Origin of the sequence: uncultured Demequina sp. (assembly GCF_913055775.1) — a bacterium.
Taxonomy (GTDB): domain Bacteria; phylum Actinomycetota; class Actinomycetes; order Actinomycetales; family Demequinaceae; genus Demequina.
In genome coordinates this window covers 1-15,943 of the sequence record NZ_CAJXJX010000063.1, presented here as the reverse complement: position 1 = coordinate 15,943, position 15,943 = coordinate 1, and the positions used below count along the sequence as shown (strand labels likewise).

14 protein-coding genes and 1 pseudogene are annotated in these 15,943 nt (G+C 70.9%); all 15 read right to left on the bottom strand.

The genetic code is table 11. The features are described 5' to 3' along the window. A partial coding sequence (gene gltB / locus QZ483_RS07910) for a glutamate synthase large subunit (RefSeq protein ID WP_297082696.1) occupies positions 1 to 3,119 on the bottom strand: 3,119 nt, incomplete at its 3' end. A 119-nt stretch (positions 3,120 to 3,238) separates the two neighbouring features. Then, complete coding sequence (gene lgt / locus QZ483_RS07905; protein WP_297082694.1) at positions 3,239 to 4,258, bottom strand: prolipoprotein diacylglyceryl transferase; 1,020 nt, start codon at positions 4,256 to 4,258, stop codon at positions 3,239 to 3,241. Further along, positions 4,255 to 5,058 (bottom strand): tryptophan synthase subunit alpha, encoded by an 804-nt coding sequence (trpA, locus tag QZ483_RS07900; RefSeq protein ID WP_297082692.1) that lies wholly within the window; start codon positions 5,056 to 5,058, stop codon positions 4,255 to 4,257. Before trpA ends, lgt begins: the two co-directional genes overlap by 4 nt. Continuing rightward, positions 5,055 to 6,263, bottom strand: a complete 1,209-nt coding sequence (gene trpB, locus QZ483_RS07895; protein ID WP_297082690.1) for a tryptophan synthase subunit beta — start codon at positions 6,261 to 6,263, stop codon at positions 5,055 to 5,057. The genes trpA and trpB overlap by 4 nt, the downstream gene beginning before the upstream one ends. Then, on the bottom strand, positions 6,260 to 7,072 hold the full coding sequence (trpC, locus tag QZ483_RS07890) for an indole-3-glycerol phosphate synthase TrpC (protein WP_297082688.1): 813 nt from the start codon (positions 7,070 to 7,072) through the stop codon (positions 6,260 to 6,262). Before trpC ends, trpB begins: the two co-directional genes overlap by 4 nt. Positions 7,073 to 7,157: 85 nt before the next feature. After that, on the bottom strand, positions 7,158 to 7,598 hold the full coding sequence (locus tag QZ483_RS07885) for a DUF2752 domain-containing protein (RefSeq protein WP_297082687.1): 441 nt from the start codon (positions 7,596 to 7,598) through the stop codon (positions 7,158 to 7,160). Positions 7,599 to 7,613: 15 nt separating this feature from the next. Beyond that, a complete protein-coding gene (locus tag QZ483_RS07880; protein ID WP_297082685.1) occupies positions 7,614 to 7,955 on the bottom strand; it encodes a DUF4190 domain-containing protein in 342 nt (113 codons plus the stop codon). Positions 7,956 to 8,000: 45 nt separating this feature from the next. Next, positions 8,001 to 8,237, bottom strand: a complete 237-nt coding sequence (locus QZ483_RS07875; RefSeq protein WP_297082683.1) for an HGxxPAAW family protein — start codon at positions 8,235 to 8,237, stop codon at positions 8,001 to 8,003. Positions 8,238 to 8,266: 29 nt separating this feature from the next. After that, entirely contained in the window at positions 8,267 to 9,808 is a 1,542-nt protein-coding gene (locus tag QZ483_RS07870; protein WP_297082681.1) for an anthranilate synthase component I, read from the bottom strand. Then, a complete protein-coding gene (gene hisI / locus QZ483_RS07865) occupies positions 9,805 to 10,176 on the bottom strand; it encodes a phosphoribosyl-AMP cyclohydrolase (RefSeq protein ID WP_297082680.1) in 372 nt (123 codons plus the stop codon). The genes QZ483_RS07870 and hisI overlap by 4 nt, the downstream gene beginning before the upstream one ends. Before the next feature lie 166 nt (positions 10,177 to 10,342). Then, positions 10,343 to 12,130 (bottom strand): ABC transporter ATP-binding protein, encoded by a 1,788-nt coding sequence (locus QZ483_RS07860; protein ID WP_297082673.1) that lies wholly within the window; start codon positions 12,128 to 12,130, stop codon positions 10,343 to 10,345. Continuing rightward, positions 12,127 to 13,998: an ABC transporter ATP-binding protein gene (locus tag QZ483_RS07855; protein WP_297082670.1), complete on the bottom strand. Its 1,872-nt coding sequence runs from the start codon at positions 13,996 to 13,998 to the stop codon at positions 12,127 to 12,129. The genes QZ483_RS07860 and QZ483_RS07855 overlap by 4 nt, the downstream gene beginning before the upstream one ends. After that, complete coding sequence (hisF, locus tag QZ483_RS07850; RefSeq protein WP_297082668.1) at positions 13,995 to 14,765, bottom strand: imidazole glycerol phosphate synthase subunit HisF; 771 nt, start codon at positions 14,763 to 14,765, stop codon at positions 13,995 to 13,997. Before hisF ends, QZ483_RS07855 begins: the two co-directional genes overlap by 4 nt. Further along, on the bottom strand, positions 14,766 to 15,701 hold the full coding sequence (locus tag QZ483_RS07845; RefSeq protein ID WP_297082666.1) for an FKBP-type peptidyl-prolyl cis-trans isomerase: 936 nt from the start codon (positions 15,699 to 15,701) through the stop codon (positions 14,766 to 14,768). A 33-nt stretch (positions 15,702 to 15,734) separates the two neighbouring features. Continuing rightward, positions 15,735 to 15,943 (bottom strand): annotated as a pseudogene (locus QZ483_RS07840) (Pup--protein ligase); the annotation flags it as partial.

The following is a 15,943-nucleotide window of genomic DNA, read 5'->3' as shown; positions in this document are numbered from 1 at the left end:
GAGATCAGCACCACGTCGGACTTGCACTTCGCGACGCCGGCCGCGATGGTGCCGACGCCCACCTCCGACACCAGCTTGGTGTGGATGCGCGCCTGCGGGTTGGCGTTCTTGAGATCGTGGATGAGCTGCTTGAGGTCCTCGATCGAGTAGATGTCGTGGTGCGGCGGCGGCGAGATCAGGCCCACGCCCGGCGTCGAGTGCCGCGTCTCCGCGACCCACGGGTAGACCTTGTTGCCAGGAAGCTGGCCGCCCTCGCCAGGCTTGGCGCCCTGCGCGAGCTTGATCTGGATGTCATCCGCGTTGACGAGGTACTCGCTCGTGACGCCGAAGCGACCGGAGGCGACCTGCTTGATCGCGCTGCGCCGCTCGGGGTCGTACAGGCGCTCGACGGACTCGCCGCCCTCGCCCGTGTTCGAGCGCCCGCCCAGGCGGTTCATGGCGATCGCTAGGGTCTCGTGCGCCTCCGCGGAGATCGAGCCATACGACATGGCGCCGGTGTTGAAGCGCTTGACGATCTCGCTCACCGGCTCGACCTCGTCGATCGGCACCGGGTGGCGGTCGGAGCGGTACTCGAGCAGTCCGCGCAGCGTCATCAGGCGCTTGGCCTGGCCGTCCACGCGGTCGGTGTACTCGCGGAACACGTCGTACTGACGGGTGCGCGTCGCGTGCTGGAGCTTGAAGACCGTCTTCGGGTCGAACAGGTGCTCCTCGCCGTCGCGACGCCACTGGTACTCGCCACCGGTGTTGAGCCGCTGGTGGGCGGGAAGCTCTCCGGACGCCGGGTACGCATCGGCGTGCCGGCGCGCGACCTCTTCCGCGATCACGTCGATGCCCACGCCGTCGATCTGGCTGGGGGTGCCCACGAAGTGACGGTTGACGAACTCGCGCGACAGGCCGATGGCCTCGAAGACCTGCGCCCCGCGATACGACGCGATGGTCGAGATGCCCATCTTCGACATGATCTTGAGCACGCCCTTGCCGAGCGCCTTGATGAGATTCGCCACGGCCTTCTCCGCCGTCACGTCCCCCAGGTAGCCCCGGACGGCGAGATCTTCGACGGTCTCCATGGCGAGGTAGGGGTTCACCGCGGCGCAGCCGTAGCCCACGAGGAGTGCCACGTGGTGCACCTCGCGCACGTCGCCCGCCTCGACGATCAGCGACGCGCGCGTGCGGGTGTGGTTGCGCACCAGGTGGTGATGCACGGCCGAGGTGAGCAGCAGCGAAGGGATGGGCGCGAAGTCCTGGTTGGAGTCGCGATCCGACAGCACGATGAAGGACACGCCCTGCGAGATGGCGTGGTCGACCTCATCGAAGATGTCCGCCAGCCGGCGCTCGAGGCCCTGGTGCCCGTCGCGCACCCGGTACAGGCCGCGGATGCGGCGCGCGGAGAAGATGTCCTTGAGGCGAGGGTCCGCGTCGATGTGAGTGATCTTCGCGAGCTCGTCGTTGTCGATCACGGGGAACTCGAGCAGGATCTTGCGCGCGTGCTCCGGGGTCGCCTCGAGGAGGTTCGGCTCAGGACCGATGGCGCCGCCGATCGCGGTGACGACCTCCTCGCGGATCGAGTCCAGCGGCGGGTTCGTCACCTGCGCGAACATCTGAGTGAAGTAGTCGAACAGCAGTCGCGGGCGGCTCGACAGCACGGCGATCGGCGTGTCCGAGCCCATGGCTCCGAGCGGCTCGAGACCTTCGCGGGCCATCGGCGCGAGCAGCCGCTTGAGCTCCTCCTCCGTGTACCCGAACGCGCGCTGGCGGCGCTTGACCGAGGCCTGCGAGTGGACCACGTGCTCGCGGTCCGGGACGTCGGCCAGTCGCACGGCGTTGTCGCGCACCCACTCCTCGTAGGGGTGCTCGGCGGCGAGCTGGGACTTGATCTCCTCGTCCTCGACGATGCGGCCCGCCGCCGTGTCGACCAGCAGCATCCGCCCCGGCTGCAGGCGGCCCTTGCGCACCACCTTCGCGGGATCGATGTCGAGCAGTCCGGCCTCGGATCCGGCGACCACCAGGCCGTCGTCCGTGAGCCAGAAGCGGCCAGGACGCAGACCGTTGCGGTCCAGGGTCGCTCCGATCAGCGTGCCGTCCGTGAAGTGCAGCGCGGCGGGGCCGTCCCACGCCTCCATGAGCGCGGAGTGGTACTCGTAGAACGCGCGCCGCGCGGGGTCCATCTCGTCGTTGTTCTGCCACGCCTCGGGCATCATCATCAGCACGGCGTGCGGCAGCGGCCGTCCCGCGAGGTGCAGCAGCTCGAGCACCTCGTCGAAGGACGCGGTGTCGGACGCCGAGGGCGTGCAGATGGGCATGAGGTCTGCCATGTCGCCCAGCAGCGCGGACTCCATGGTGCCCTCGCGCGCGGTGATCCAGTTGCGGTTGCCCTGCACGGTGTTGATCTCGCCGTTGTGCGCGATGCCGCGCAGCGGCTGCGCGAGCGGCCACGACGGGAAGGTGTTGGTCGAGAAGCGCGAGTGCACCAGCGCGAGCTCGGACTCGTACAGCTCGTGCGTGACGTCCGGGAAGACCTGCTCCAGCTGGTACGTGGTCAGCATGCCCTTGTAGGTCAGCGTGCGGCTCGATAGCGACGCGAAGAACGGGCCGCCGGCCTTCTCCGCGCGCTTGCGCACGCGGTAGATGCGGCGGTCGAGTTCGACGCCGCTGAGGTTGTCGACCACGACGAAGACCTGGCGGAACATGGGCATCGCGGCGCGTGCAGACGGGCCCAGCGGCTCGGGGTTGACCGGCACGTCGCGCCAGCCCAGCACCCACGCGCTCTCTGCGGCCGCGGCCTCCTCGAACGCGCGGACCTGGGCGTCCTCCTCCCCCGGCGTGAGGAACGCGACGCCGACGGCGTAGGAGCCCGCCTCGGGCAGCTCGAAGTCGACGACCGAACGCAGGAAGCGGTCCGGGACCTGGGTGAGGATGCCAGCGCCGTCGCCGGTCTCCGTCTCGGCGCCCACGGCGCCGCGGTGCTCGAGGTTCTTGAGGGCGGTGAGGCCGGCGTCGACGATGTCGCGCCCAGCGGTGCCGCGCAGGGTCGCCACGAAGGCGACGCCGCACGCGTCGTGCTCGAACGCGGGGTCGTAGAGCCCGATTCCGGGCTGTGGAGCGCCAGTCTGCGCGGCCATCACACCGTCCTTAGCCGTCCACGGCACATGCCGAGAACTTGTTGGTTTCGGGGCGCCGTCGCCCGGGGTCACACACGGGTTCCCAGCCTACCGCGAACGTCCTGCGGGTAAAGAACGGCCTATGACTTGCCCTGGCTTGTGGCCTGGTCGTCATCGGGCGACGCCGCGGCGTCGCCGCTGTCGCGGTCGGGAGATTCCTCGATAGGCAGGGTAGCGCCTTCGTCGGTGGCCGATGCGCGCCCTGAGTCGGGCGCGTCAGCGGCCGATGCGGCCTCGGCTTCCGCACCGCTGTCGCCCGCGCGAGCGGCGAGCAGGTGACGCGGCACCGGGTTCTCGATGCGGCGCTGGCGGCGCCCCAGGATCACGAACATCGCGATTGCGAGAGCCAGCACCGCCATGGACACCCACACGTTGATGCGCAGGCCGCCAACCGTGACGGCCGTGTCGATGCGCACCGTCTCGATCCACAGGCGTCCGGAGACGTAGACGATCACGTACAGCCAGAACACGCGACCGCCGCGCAGGTCCAGGCGCTTGTCGAGCCACACGATCAGGACCACGCCCGCGAGGCTCCAGAGCATCTCGTACAGGAACGTCGGGTGGAACGTCGCGTACTGCTCGTAGCCGTCGGGGCGGAACGCGGGGTCGATCTCCAGGCCCCATGGCAGTTCCGTAGGACGGCCAAAGAGCTCTTGGTTGAAGTAGTTGCCCAAGCGACCGATCGCCTGCGCGACGAGTACGGCGGGCGCGGCCGCATCGGCGAACGCGGTGAACGAGGCGCCCTGCCTCCGGCACCCGATGTACGCGCCCAGCGCGCCGAGCGCGATGGCGCCCCAGATGCCCAGTCCACCGTTCCAGATCGCGAACGCGGCCCAGGGGTCGCCGCCCTCGCCAAAGTAGGGACCGGGCGTCGAGATGACGTGATAGATCCGGCCGCCGATGATGCCGAACGGGATGGCCCACAGGCCGATCTCGCTGACCGTCTCGGGGCTGCCGCCGCGCTCGACCCAGCGCCGCGTGGTCCACCACAGCGCGAAGAAGATGCCCGCGAGGATGAACAGCGCGTAGGCGTGGATCGTGAGCGGGCCCAGGCTGAAGGTCGACCATTCGGCCGGCGGGCTCGGGATGAAGGTCCTCATGCGCGTCCCTCCCGGACTCCGGCAGCAAGGTCGGCGGCGAGTGACCGCAGCGCGGCGAGGCCCGATTCGGCGTCCTCCGCGTCAGCCAGGCAGCGCACGAGCGCCGTGCCGACGATCACGCCGTCGACGTAGCCGGCGAGCTCGGCGGCCTGCTCGCGGGTCGAGACGCCCACGCCCACGCACACGTGATCCGCTCCGGCCTCGCGTGCCTCGCGGACCACACGCTCGGCCGCGTCGCCGACCGAGGCGCGTTCTCCGGTGACACCCATGAGGGGCGTGGCGTAGACGAAGCCCCGCGACGCTCCGACCGTGAGGTGCATGCGCTCGGGAGTGGTCGACGGCGCGACAAGGAAGATCGTGTCGAGGTCGGCGGCGCGCGCGGCCTCGACCCATGCCTCGCCCGCATCGGGCGTGAGGTCCGGCGTGATGACGCCCGATCCTCCCGCCTCCTTGACGTCCCGCGCGAAGTCAGCGAGACCATGCTGCAGCATCGGGTTGAAGTAGGACATCACCACGGCGCCGGCGCCCGCATCGGCGATCGCCTTGACCGCCGCGAACGTGTCGGACAGCCGCACGCCGCCCTCCAGCGCATCGGCCACCGCCTTCTGGATGACGGGGCCGTCCAGCACCGGATCCGAGTACGGCGGCCCCACCTCGACGATGTCCACGCCGGCTTCGACCATCGCGACCATGGCGCGAATGGACGTGTCGACGTCCGGGAACCCGACGGGCAGGTAGCCGATCAGCGCGGCGCGGCCTTCAGCGCGGATCGCGTCGAGGCGATCGGTCAGAGCGCTCACTCGCCCTCCCCGGGCAGCATGTCGAACCAGCGCGCGGCCTGCTCGACGTCCTTGTCGCCGCGGCCGGACAGCGTCACTAGCAGCGTGGCGTCGGACCCCAGCTCGCGGCCCAGGCGGATCGCGCCGGCGAGCGCGTGGCTCGACTCGATAGCGGGCAGGATGCCCTCGGTGCGGCTCAGGAGGCGGAAGGCCTCCATCGCCTCGGCGTCAGTCACGGGCCAGTACTCGGCGCGGCCGATCTCGGCGAGGTACGCGTGCTGCGGGCCCACGCCGGGATAGTCCAGGCCCGCGGAGATCGAGTGCGACGGCAGGGTCTGGCCCTCGTCGTCCTGCAGGATGTACGACCGCGAACCGTGCAGGACTCCCGAGCGCCCGCCCGTGAGCGTCGCGGCGTGGCGATCGGTGTCGACGCCGTCGCCGGCGGCCTCGCAGCCGATGAGGCGCACGCCCTCGTCGTCGAGGAACGCGTCGAAGCTGCCGATCGCGTTCGATCCGCCGCCCACGCACGCGAGCACGGCGTCGGGGAGCCCCCCGCGCTCGAGCATCTGCTCACGAGCCTCGACCGAGATCACCCGCTGGAAGTCGCGGACCATCGCGGGGAACGGATGCGGACCTGCGGCGGTGCCGAAGATGTAGTTGGTGGTCTCCACCGAGGCGACCCAGTCGCGGAAGGCCTCGTTGATCGCGTCGCGCAGGGTGCGCGTGCCCGTGGTGACCGGGATGACCTCCGCACCCAGGAGGCGCATGCGGGCGACGTTCAGCGCCTGGCGCTCGGTGTCCTCCTCGCCCATGTAGACCACGCACTCGAGGCCCATGAGGGCGGCGGCGGTCGCGGTGGCGACGCCGTGCTGTCCGGCACCGGTCTCCGCGATGACGCGCGTCTTGCCGATCCGCTTGGTCAGGAGGGCCTGGCCCAGCACGTTGTTGATCTTGTGCGAGCCCGAGTGGTTGAGGTCCTCGCGCTTGAGCCACACGGAGGCGCCGCCGGCGTGCTCGGCGAAGCGGGGCACCTCGGTGACGATCGACGGGCGGCCCGTGTAGTCGCGGGCCAGGCGCGCCAGCTCGTCGCCGAACGCGGGGTCCACGCGCGCCTTGTCATACGCGTCCGTGAGCTCGTCGAGCGCCGCCATGAGCGCCTCGGGGACGAACCTGCCGCCGAAGTCGCCGAAGAACGGCCCGGGGGCCTGCTGGAGCGAATCCGTCACGGACGCACCGCTCGCAGCGCGGGGTGGGCGCCGGCGGCGACCATCTCCGCCACGGCCGTGCGGGGGTCCTTGTCCTTGACGAGCGCCTCGCCCACGAGCACCGCGTCCGCACCCATGCGGGCGTACTCGACCACGTCGTGGCCGTCGCGAATGCCGGACTCTGCGACGCGCACGATCCCGGCGGGGATGATGGGCGCGACGCGCGCGAACGTGTGGCGGTCGACCTCGAGGGTCTTGAGGTTGCGGGCGTTGACGCCGATGACCCGGGCGCCGGCGTCGACGGCGCGGGAGACTTCTTCCTCGTCGTGCACCTCGACCAGCGCGGTCATGCCGAGCGAGTGGGTGCGCTCGACGAGGCTCTCGAGGGCCATCTGGTCCAGAGCGGCGACGATCAGCAGCACCACGTCCGCGCCGTGCGCGCGGGCCTCCCACACCTGGTACGGCGTGACGACGAAGTCCTTGCGCAGGATCGGGATGTCGACCTTCGAGCGGACGGCGTCGAGGTCCGCGAGCGAGCCTCCGAAGCGCCGCTCCTCCGTCAGGACGGAGATGACGGTCGCGCCGCCGGCCTCGTACTCGGTCGCCAGCAGCGCCGGGTCGGAGATGGCGGCGAGGTCGCCCTTCGACGGGCTCGAGCGCTTGACCTCCGCGATCACGGAGACCTCGTCGGACGCGAGCATGGCGCGCGCATCGATCGCGTTGGGGAGGCGGGACGCGCGCTCCTTCAGGGCGTCCATGGACGTCCCTGACTGGCGCACCGCGAGGTCCTCACGGACTCCGGCCACGATGCTCTCGAGCACGCTGGTCATTCCCTGCCCCCGTTCATGGCCCCCATCGTACCGCCGGGCGGGGGTCGGCATGACCGCCGCGAGAGGACCGATGCGGACGCCCGGCTCAGGGCGCCAGATACGGCTCGAGCACGGGGATGTTGCGCACGATCCAGAAGACGAACAGCAGCCCGGGGACGCCCACGGCCAGCCACAGCGGGATGCGGGGCGAGGTGCCGCCGCGCCACGCCTGGGCGAGCCACGCAACGAGCAGCGCGATCCCCAGCGGCAGGACGATCAGGACGACCACCGGGTTCATCCCCAGCGCCGCAGCGACGTCTCCGTGCGCGAGCTCGTGGACCGCGCGCAGGCCGCCGCACCCGGGGCACCAATGGCCCGTGAGCGACAGCCACATGCAGGACGGGAAGAAGCCCTCGCGGTACGGATCCGCGAGGGCGGTGTAGGCCGTGGCGGCACCGACGACGGCCGATGCGGCGAGAGGCAGGGCGAGCCGCCTCCCCCGGGACGCGGAGCGCGTCCCGGCCGCCGCATCGGCCGTGGTCGTCACGATGTGCCGTGGATCCTAGAAGTAGTCCCAGCTGCCGGTGGCAAGCAGGATGCCGTTGAGGATGATCGCGACGATCGAGAGGGCTACGCCGATCCATCCGAGGATGACGCCGATCTTGCCCAGGTTGCCGTTGGTGGCGAGGCCCTGCGCCTCGGCCTCCTGCGACTTCTTGCCGACGATGATCGCGGGGATGGCCGTGAAGATTCCACAGCACACGAGGCCGAGGATTCCCAGGACCAGAGCGATGGTGCCGAGGTTGTTCTTCTCCTCGCTTGCGCCGGCGCCGGGCATGCCGGGCATTCCGGGAGGCGGCGGCGATGCCGGGGGCGGCGGAGGGGGCGGGGGCACGTCACTCATGCGTATCTCCTTTGATGGTGGTGAGCGACCGGAGACTCCGGGCCGCTACTTCAATGGCTGACCGTGGCCCAGCGCGCGGAGGGTTGCTCCGGCGGCCAGGGCCACGACCGCGAGACCGACGCCCACCCACACCACGGGCCACACCGGGAACGCGATCCCGATGGAGGCGACCAGCGCCGCGATGACGAGTCCCGCGTTGGTGACCCAGGCCGCAGTGGTCTTGCCGTGGTTGGCGTGCGCCTCATCCGGAAGGTTCTCCGGGGCGATCTCGATGCTCGACATTCCTTCTCCTTGCGTGTCGTGTGGTCAGTCTAGCCACGCTCGACCGGCCGGAGCCGGGAGGCGAGCGCGATGGCGCGCATCATCGCTGCGGCCTTGTCCTTGGTCTCCTGGTCCTCCGTGGCGGGAACCGAGTCGGCGACGATCCCCGCACCCGCCTGCACGTGCGCGATGCCGTTCTCGACCAGAGCCGTGCGGATCGTGATGGCGAGATCCATGTCGCCGGCGAAGTCGAAGTAGCCCACGGCGCCTCCGTAGAACGCTCGCCGTGCGGGCTCGATCTCGTCGATCAGCTGGATCGCCCGCGGCTTGGGCGCACCCGAGAGCGTGCCGGCCGGGAAGGTCGCCGCGAGCACGTCGACGGCGCTGTAGCCCGCCTCGAGCTGCCCCACGACCGTCGAGCAGATGTGCATGATGTGGCTGTACCGGTTCACGCGCATGAACTCGAGCACCTCGACCGAGGTGGGCTCGCAGACCTTCACGAGGTCGTTGCGGGACAGGTCGACGAGCATGACGTGCTCGGCGCGCTCCTTGGGATCCGCGAGCAGCTCCTCCTCGAGGCGCTTGTCCTCCTCCGGAGTGCCGCCGCGCGGCCGCGAGCCGGCGATCGGGAAGGTCGAGACTCGGCCGCGGTGCACTGCTGCGAGCGACTCGGGGCTCGCGCCCACCACGGAGAACTCGCGTCCCCGATCGTCCTCGAGCCGGAAGCAGTACATGTAGGGGCTGGGGTTGAGCGTGCGGAGGACCCGATACACGTCGAGCGGGCTCGCCTCGCAATCGACGTCGAAGCGCTGCGCGGGCACCATCTGGAAGACCTCGCCGTCGCGGATGGCCTCCTTCGCGAAGCGCACCGCGGCCTCGTACTCCCCCGGCGCCGACCGCTGCCGCACGGCGGGCTCCGCCGCATCGGCGTCCAGTTCGGACACGGCTCCCGCCGGCGCCGCCACAAGCGCCCGCTCCATCGCGTCGATCCTGGCCACGGCATCCGCGTGAGCGGCCTCGATACCGGTCGCCTGCGCATCGGCGTTGACGGCGTTGGCGATCAGCCAGACCGAGCCGTCGTGGTGGTCGATCGCCGCGATGTCCGTGGCCAGCAGCAGGTGCGCGTCGGGCACGTCGATCTCGCGCGGCGCCTTCTGGGGCATGGTGGGCTCCCACTGGCGCACGATGTCCCAGCCCAGCACACCGACAAGGCCGCCGGTGAGCGGCGGCAGGCCGGCGATGGGCTCGGAGCGCAGCTCGGCGAGCGTCGCGCGCATCACGTCGAGCGGGGCGCCATCGGCGAGTCCCACGGGCACGTCGCCCGACCACCGGGCCTCGTCACCATCGACCGTGAGCGCCGCACGCGAGTGCACCCCCACGAACGAGTAGCGACCGCGGGTGCCGTCGGGCTCAGCGGACTCCAGGATGAACGTGCCGGTGCGGTCGCCGGCGAGCGCGCGGTACACGGCGACGGGCGACATGCCGTCGGCGAGCACGCGCCGCACCACGGGAACCACCCGTCGCGTCGCGCCGATCTCGACGAACTCGTCGAGCGCCGGCCAGGTCTCGCCCCACTGGACTGTGACGGTCATGCGTGACCCGCCCCCGCATCGGCGTCCACGGCCCCCAGGTCGCCCCCGGCGTCGAAGCACCGGCGCTCGCCGGTGTGGCACGCGGGACCGTGCTGGGTCACGGTGAGCAGCAGCGCGTCACCGTCGCAGTCGATCTCGACCGCGTGGACGTCCTGGGTGTGGCCGGAGGTGTCGCCCTTGCGCCACAGCTCGCCGCGCGACCGGCTCCAGTAGACCGCCCGCCCGGTGGTCAGCGTCAGGTGCAGCGCCTCGTCGTTCATCCACGCGACCATGAGCACGTCGCGCGTGTCCCGGTCCTGCACCACGGCGCACACCAGGCCGTCCTCCGTGCGCTTGAGGCGCGCGGCGATGTCTTCACTGAGCGGCATGCGCCCATCCTTCCAGATCACGCCTGCGCCCCCTCCCATTCCCTCGAAATGGATCCCTTTCGCTCGCCTCAGCCCCTAGACAAGCGAAATGGGTCCAACTCGCTCGCCTCAGGGCTTAGGGGAGCGAGAATCTACCGCCGGGGGTGGCGTGGGCCGATGCGGTGGCTCAGTCGCGTGTCTGCGACACCCAGGCGGCGTACAGGCCGGCATAGATGCCGCCCGCGTCCACGAGCTCGCGGTGGGGCCCGACCTCGACCAGCTCGCCGTGCTCCATCACGCCCACGAGGTCGGCGCGCTCGGCGGTCGACAGGCGGTGCGCGATCACCACGGCGGTGCGTCCCTGCATGAGTCCCTCGAGAGCACGGGAGATGCGAACCTCGGTCGCGGGGTCCACCGCGCTCGTCGCCTCGTCGAGGATCAGCAGGTCGGGATCGCGCAGGTACGCACGGGCGATCGACACGAGCTGGCGCTCCCCCGCGCTCAGCAGCTCGCCGCGCGGACCCACATGGGTGTCGATGCCCGCGGGCAGCGCGTCCACCCAGGCGTCAAGGCCCAGCGACTCGAACGCTGCGAGAGAGCGACGCTCGAGGTCCTCCGGGCTGGCGTCCGGGATCGCGTACGCGAGATTGGTCCGGATGGTGCCGTCGAACAGGAAGCCCTCCTGCGGCACCACCGCGATCGAGCGGCGCAGCGAGGACATCGGCACCTCGCGCACGTCGACCCCGCCCACGCGGACGGTGCCCGAAGTCGGATCGAAGAAGCGGGACATGAGGCGCGCGAGGGACGTCTTACCGGAGCCCGTCTGGCCCACGAGCGCGATGCGCTTGCCTGCCGGGACCGTGAGGTCGACGCCCTTGAGTACCTCGGGGCCGCCGGGGTACGTGAGCCGCACCTCCTCGATCGACAGCTCGCCGTGGCCGTGCGGAATGGGGGTGCCCGCCGCGCCCGGGTCCTCGACCGTGACCTCCTGGTCCACGAGCTCGAGCACCCGGCGCCAGCCCACGACCGCTCGCTGCATCTCGGCGAGCATCTCGATGATCCACATGAGCGGGCCGGCGAACATGTACACGAGGAACGCGTACGCCACGACGGTGCCGACCGACAGGCTGCCGTTGATCGCCATGACCGTGCCGCCGATGAGCGCGAGACCCGTGGCGAGCGACTGGCCCACGACCGTCGAGGAGAAGTTGAGGGACGCGAGGATGGACGCGCGACGCTCCGCGACCAGGATGTCGTCGATGTCCTCGTTCAGCTGGTCGCGCATGCGCTGCTGGACACCGTAGGACCGGATGGTCGCGACGCCCTCGAGCTGCTCGGAGGTCCGGCCCAGCAGGTCCGCCATCTTCGAGCGGACGCCCTGGAACGCACGGCGCACGCGTGGCTGGATCCACAGCAGCGAGCCCACCATGGGCAGGAACGCGACGAGCACGAGCAGCGACAGCTGCCACGAGTAGATCACCATCACCGCGAAGATGACGGTCGACTCGAGCGCAGAGATGATCATGGCCGCGCCGGTCCACTGCATGAGGTCCCGGATGGTCTCGACGTCGCCCGTGACGCGCGAGACGTAGCGGCCCCGCTGCTCCTCGTTCTGCGTCAGCACGGAGAGCTCGTGCACCTTGCCGAACGCCCGGGTGCGCAGGGTCGCGAGTCCGCTCTCGGCGGCGGTCCCCATCCGCACGCGGACCCGCCAGGCCATGACCGCCGCGAGGATCAGCACGACGGTGCCGGCGCTCGCGTACGCGAGCACCACGTCGACGTCGACGCCGCCCTCGGCCAGCAGCCCCTCGTCCGTCACGCGCTGCGTCAGGAACGGGACGGCGGCGCGGCCGCCCGCGGCGAAGGCCGCCAGGATCAGGGTCACCACGAGGCCCGCGCGGAACTCCGGGCTCACCTGCAGCCCGCGACGGAACATCTGCCGCACGGTCATCGTGTCCTCGGTGGGCCGGCTCATCCGACGTACCCCGCTTCCTCGTCCGCCTGGCGGCGCGAGTCCTCCTCGTACGCGAGCACCAGCTCGCGGTAGCCGCGGTCGCGGTCGAGCAGAGCCTCATGCGGTCCCGCGTCGACCACGCTTCCGGAGTCCACGTGCACCACGTGATCGGCGAGCAGGATCGACGCGAGGCGGTAGGCGATGATCAGGACGGTGGGGCCCTGGCCGTCCGCACTGAGCCCGCGGAGGATCTCCTGCTCGACGCGCGGGTCGACGGCGGACGTGGCGTCATCGAGCACCAGCACTCGCGGCCGGCGCACCAGCGCCCGGGCGAGTGCCAGTCGCTGGCGCTGGCCTCCGGAGAGGTTCATGCCGCGCTCGGCGAGGACGGCGTCCAGCCCGTCGCCGTGCGTGCCGGACAGGCCCTTGACCACGTCCACCACGTTGGCGCGCTCGAGGGCGTCCCACACCGCATCGTCCGAGTAGTCCTCGCCCAGCGTCACGTTCTCGCGCACGGTGCCCGCGAACACGAAGGCCGTCTGCGGCACGAGCGCGACGTGCTCGCCCAGTCCCGCGATGCTCTCGAGGTCCACCTCATCCAGCGTGATGGCGCCCTCGACGGGGTGCGCGAGCCTCGACGCGGCCAGCGCGACCGTGGTCTTCCCGGCTCCCGTGGCGCCCACGAGCGCCGTGACCGTTCCCGGCGTCAGGTCCAGCGACACGTCGCGCAGGATCACCGCCAGGCCACCGTCGCCGTCGTCGGTCGCGATGTCCGCACCCGCGAAGGAGACCGCTCCTGCGCCGTCGCGCGCGACCTCGCGGTGGCCGGGCTCGTCGACCTCGGTGGCGGCCTGGGCGATCTCCCCCACCCGGCGGAACGCGACCAGCGCCTGCGGCATCTGGCCCAGGACCCAGCCGAGCCCGCGGATCGGCACCGCCATGAGAGTGACCAGGTAGATGGCCGAGACGACGTTGCCGACCGTCACGGCGCCGGCCTCGGCCCGCAGCGCACCGACGACCATGAGGGCCACCGATCCGAGCGGCACGATGAGATCCATCAGCGGCTCGAACCACGCGCTCGTGCGGCCCACACGGATGTCCGCGTCGCGCAGCCCGTTGACGGCCGTGGTGAAGCGCTGGGTCTCGCGGGCCTCGGCACCCAGGGCCTTCACCACCGTGCCGCCCTCAAAGCTCTCGTGGGCGATCGTCGAGACGTCCGCGCGCAGCGACTGTCCCAGGTCCCACCGGGGCGTGATGACCTTCTCGTAGGCGAGGTTGATCGCGAAGATGATGGGCACCACGGCCAGTCCCGTGATCGCCAGCCACGGGTCCATGCGCCACATGGACCAGCCAGCGGCGAACATCATGACGAAGGACCCGACGGTGAAGGCGAACGGGTGCAGCGTGTTGGTCGCGCTCTCCGAGTCCGAGGACATCGCGGACAGGATGCGTCCTGACGGGTTCGCGCGGTGCCACCCGAGCGGGAGGCTCGCGATCGCATCGGCCACCACTCGGCGGTGGCGCGAGCCCACGCCGGCGACGGCGATGCCCTGGACGCCCCGGCGCACGCCCACGAGCACGGCGTTGACGACGCCGATCCCGAGGAACGCGCCTCCTGCGAGGAGGATGGCCTGGATCGGGTCCTGGGTGATCTCGCCCCACACGCCTTGGATCGGATCGCCCGCGACGCCGGGAATCACGACGTCGTCCGTGATCTGACCGAGCAGGGTGCCGAACGCGACGGTGAGGACCGAGAAGATCGCCGCGGCGAGGATCGCGATCGAGAACCGGGCGCGCTCGGTGCGCATGGCGTGCCGCAGCAGCTGCGCGGACTTGCGGTTGAAAGAACCGCTCAGTCGATAGTCCTCGGCCCGCTGGGAGCCACTCATCGGACCTCGATCCCTGCCGCGCGCATGGCGTCCTTGACCTCCGTGATGGACAGTGTGCCGAAGTGGAAGACGCTCGCGGCGAGCACCGCGTCCGCGCCCGCGAGCGCCGCGTCCACGAAGTGCTGGGGCGTGCCCGCGCCACCCGAGGCGATCAGGGGGATCGACACGACCGCGCGCACGTCGCGGATCATGTCGAGGTCGAAGCCCGCCGTGGTGCCGTCGGCGTCCATCGAGTTGAGCAGGATCTCACCCGCCCCCAGCTCGGCGCCTCGCCGCGCCCACTCGACGGCATCGATGCCGGTGCCCTGCCGGCCGCCGTGGGTCGTCACCTCGTAGCCCGACGGCGTCTCGGTGCCCTCCGCGCATCGGCGCGCATCGACAGACAGCACCAGCACCTGCGAACCGAAGCGCTCGGCGATCTCGGAGATCAGCTCGGGCCGAGCGATGGCGGCGGTGTTGACGCCCACCTTGTCAGCGCCGGCGCGCAGCAGCCGGTCGACGTCCTCCGGGGAGCGCACGCCGCCTCCCACCGTGAGGGGGACGAAGACCTCGTCCGCTGTGCGGCCCACCACGTCATACGTGGTCGCACGGTCGCCCGAGGATGCCGTGACGTCCAGGAAGGTCACCTCGTCGGCGCCCGCCAGGCCGTAGGCACGCGCCAGTTCGACGGGGTCGCCGGCGTCGCGCAGGTCAACGAAGTTGACGCCCTTGACCACGCGGCCCGCATCGACATCGAGGCAGGGAATGACGCGTACGGCGGTGCTCATCTACGCCTCCGGGTTCCACACGTCGAGGATGTCCACGACGAAGACGGTCGTGCCGATCGCCGGGTACCCCAGCGACGGCGGCACCACCATCATGACCCGAGAGCCCTCGGTCTGGTCGAGCAGACCCTGCTGAAGGCCCTGCACGGCCGAGACCTCGTCCATGTCGACGAGCAGCGGCTCGCGCTCCGCGGGCCACGACGAGTCGAAGACCTCGCCGGCCTTCCACTCCTCGCCGGCCTCGGTGCCGGCCTCCTCGTCCGCGGGGCTGTCCGAGAAGTACACGATCGAGTAGTTGGCGAGCACCTGCGAGTCCGCGGTGATCTGCCGGCCGGATCCGCGCACCAGCGTGGCGACCTGGAGGTCGGCCGGCGCGGTGGCGTCGTCCGGGATGGTCACCCGGGGCTGGCCCGAGGGCGACACCGCGACGGTGGGCATGCCTGCGGCAGGAGGAACCTCGTCGCCCACCGGGCCGGTGGGCAGGACGTCCACCACCATGGCGATGGGCTCGCTCTCGGCGACGCCCTCTCCCGGGGGCGTGACCACCAGGACGCGCGCGCCCACGCGCACGTCGGAAAGCGCCTCGTACATGGCGTCGCCCAGGATCTCGGGGGCGAGCAGGAAGGGGGTGGGCGAGCCGTCGAACGTGTTGATGATGACCGTGCCATCCACCAGGGACTCGCCGTAGATGTCGAGGAGCAGCGACTGCTCGTCCACGAGGAGGTCGCCCTCGCCCTCCCACAGCACGCGCGTCTGCTCCATCGAGTAGTCGGCGCCGGGCTCGAACTCGATCTCGGGCGCCAGCGTGTCCGACTGCCCCACGGTGATCGCGTCCACGCCGCTCGACGGGGACACCGTGGCCTCCGTGCCGTCGGGGTCGCTCGAGCACGCCGCGAGCACGAGGGCGGCGGCGAGCGCGGGCGCGACCAAGCGGCGCATGGGTGCCCCTTTCGAGACGGTGTGGGAGTGGGGTCAGTCTACCTGCGCGGACGACTGCTCCAGTGCCTCCAGCAGAACGTCGACGCGCTCGTCGGTGTTCCGGAAGGGGTCCTTCAGCAGGATGGTCCGCTTGGCTCCGCCGGCGATCTTGAGGTGCACCCAGTCGACCGTGAAGTCCTGGCCCGCGGCGACCGCGGCTGAGACGAAGCGCCCGCGCAGGGCGGCACGAGTCGTGGCGGGCG

Coding starts and splice junctions, on each gene's coding strand:
- lgt (WP_297082694.1), bottom strand. CDS start 4,258: ATGAGGACCTTCATCCCGAGCCCGCCGGCCGAATGGTCGACCTTCAGC.
- QZ483_RS07875 (WP_297082683.1), bottom strand. CDS start 8,237: ATGTCGAGCATCGAGATCGCCCCGGAGAACCTTCCGGATGAGGCGCAC.
- QZ483_RS07880 (WP_297082685.1), bottom strand. CDS start 7,955: ATGAGTGACGTGCCCCCGCCCCCTCCGCCGCCCCCGGCATCGCCGCCG.
- QZ483_RS07860 (WP_297082673.1), bottom strand. CDS start 12,130: ATGAGCCGGCCCACCGAGGACACGATGACCGTGCGGCAGATGTTCCGT.
- QZ483_RS07845 (WP_297082666.1), bottom strand. CDS start 15,701: ATGCGCCGCTTGGTCGCGCCCGCGCTCGCCGCCGCCCTCGTGCTCGCG.
- QZ483_RS07870 (WP_297082681.1), bottom strand. CDS start 9,808: ATGACCGTCACAGTCCAGTGGGGCGAGACCTGGCCGGCGCTCGACGAG.
- hisF (WP_297082668.1), bottom strand. CDS start 14,765: ATGAGCACCGCCGTACGCGTCATTCCCTGCCTCGATGTCGATGCGGGC.
- QZ483_RS07855 (WP_297082670.1), bottom strand. CDS start 13,998: ATGAGTGGCTCCCAGCGGGCCGAGGACTATCGACTGAGCGGTTCTTTC.
- hisI (WP_297082680.1), bottom strand. CDS start 10,176: ATGCCGCTCAGTGAAGACATCGCCGCGCGCCTCAAGCGCACGGAGGAC.
- trpC (WP_297082688.1), bottom strand. CDS start 7,072: ATGACCAGCGTGCTCGAGAGCATCGTGGCCGGAGTCCGTGAGGACCTC.